This is a genomic window from Mesorhizobium sp. M7A.F.Ca.CA.002.09.1.1 (assembly GCF_003998555.1).
Classification (GTDB): domain Bacteria; phylum Pseudomonadota; class Alphaproteobacteria; order Rhizobiales; family Rhizobiaceae; genus Mesorhizobium; species Mesorhizobium ciceri.
The window spans coordinates 1-1,785 of the sequence record NZ_RZRR01001029.1; the positions used below are offsets into that span (position 1 = coordinate 1).

3 protein-coding genes are annotated in these 1,785 nt (G+C 66.1%); 2 read left to right on the forward strand and 1 reads right to left on the reverse strand.

From position 1 onward, the window contains the following. Window positions 1-395, forward strand: a 395-nt coding sequence (locus tag EN994_RS29795; RefSeq protein ID WP_164746343.1) for an iron chelate uptake ABC transporter family permease subunit, incomplete at its 5' end; no start/stop codon positions are given. 21 nt (window positions 396-416) lie between these two features. Next, the gene (locus tag EN994_RS29800) at window positions 417-1,316 is read left to right on the forward strand and encodes an alpha/beta hydrolase-fold protein (protein WP_063170037.1); all 900 of its coding nucleotides are present in this window, start codon (window positions 417-419) and stop codon (window positions 1,314-1,316) included. Window positions 1,317-1,342: 26 nt separating this feature from the next. Here the strand turns inward: EN994_RS29800 and EN994_RS29805 are convergent. Then, a partial coding sequence (locus EN994_RS29805; RefSeq protein ID WP_348631697.1) for a hypothetical protein occupies window positions 1,343-1,785 on the reverse strand: 443 nt, incomplete at its 5' end.

The window sequence follows — 1,785 nt, forward strand, 5'->3', positions numbered from 1 at the left end:
GTGGTATCGCGGTCTGCCTCTTCGCGCTCGCGCCTTTCTTCATGCGCTGGCTCGACATCCTGCCGCTCGGCTCCGCCGCCGTTCAGGGCCTTGGCATCAACCTGAAGAGGGCGCGGCTTCTCGTGCTGCTGGCCGTCGCGGCACTCACCGCGGCTTCGACGCTGATCGTCGGTCCGCTGACCTTCATCGGCCTTATGGCGCCGCATCTTGCTCGTCGCCTTGGCCTTTCCCGTGCGCTGCCGCAGGCCATTGGCGCGGTGCTCGCCGGCGCGCTGATCATGGTCGCCGCCGACTGGGTGGGCCGGATCGCCATCTTCCCGCGCCAGATCCCGGCCGGTCTCGTCGCCACGTTGATCGGCGGCCCGGTGCTGATGTGGCTGCTGCGCCGCCGCTGACCGTTTTGCCTGGAGATATCCATGTCCAAGATATCCATGTCCAACGCGACGCCAGCCCTGATCGCCAACACGGCGGTCCACGATCTTGTTCCGGCGCAGGGCGGCGCGCCCTGGCGGATATTCCTGCATGTGCCGTCCGGGCCGGTGCCCGAGGCCGGCTGGCCGGTCCTCTACATGACCGACGGCAACGCCGTCATCGGCACGGCGGTCGACGCCATGCGCGCGCAGGCCTTCTATCCCACGGGCACCAATGTCGGCTGGGGCGTCATCGTCGCCATCGGCTATCCCGTCGACGGCGCCTATGATCCGCTGCGCCGCTCATGGGATCTCGGCCCGCCGCCAGGCAAGACCTACCCGCCCTTCCACGAAGGCACGTCCGAAGTCCGGACCGGTGGGGCAGGGAAATTCCTTGCTTTCATCGAGGATGAGCTGAAGCCGTGGGTCGCCAGCCGGGTCACGGTCGATGCCAGCCGCCAGGCGCTTTACGGCCATTCTTTCGGTGGCCTGTTTGCGCTCTACGCCCTGTTCACGCGGCCTTCTTCCTTTCAGACCTGGATCGCGGCGAGCCCCGCCATCTATTGGGAAGAGCGTGCCATCGACCGCTTTCTCGAAGCCTTCGAGGCCGCCATTCCCGATGGTTTGGCGGCGACCATGATCCTGTCGGCCGGCGAGTACGAGACCGAGAAGCTGGCGCCGTTCCAGATTGGCGCCGAGGACGAGGAAAAGCGCCTGAAGCAGAAAAAGGTGACACGCACCGACGCATTCGCGCGGGCAATGGCGCAGCGTCTTGATGCTCTCCCGGGCGTGCGCGCCAGTTTCGAACTGCATGCCGGCGAGAACCACATGTCGATCCTGCCGGTCACCGTCAATCGCGCGGTGCAGGCGGCGTTTGCGGTGAGGAGGGACACCGCCCTTTGCTGAACGCCGCAGCAAGACGGTCGGCGCTGTCATTCCTGTGAAGGGGAGGCGCTCAATCGGCGGTAGGAGACGCCGCCGAAGTTTGCCGTCACAAAATCCGTGACGGACATCTTGCGCTTGCCTCCGTCGCTGCAGGCGTAAACCGGCCAACCGGCATCGCTGCATTCGCTGGCAGCGCAGATGCGCGCCAGGCAGTTGCCGATAGTCAGCCGGAAGCCGCCCTTGCCGGCGAAGCCTTGCAACAGGCTGCCGTCCGCCGAGCGCCATGTCCGCGCACGGAATTCCGCCCGCAAAAGCAGTGGTTCGAGAGGGACCGCAAGGTTGTTTTCGCCGGCACGCCCTGCGAGCTGCAGACGGAAGCGCGCCATTGCGGTCGCGTATGCAGTCACAAGATCGGCTTGGCGAAAATAGGCGGTTGCCAGGCTTGGGCGGTCAAGCAGATGAGACGTCCACTCGCCTGCCCCTACCGGCC

What these genes read in the sequence shown, in the direction of transcription:
- EN994_RS29800 (WP_063170037.1), top strand. Translation starts at nt 417, where the DNA reads ATGTCCAAGATATCCATGTCCAACGCGACGCCAGCCCTGATCGCCAAC.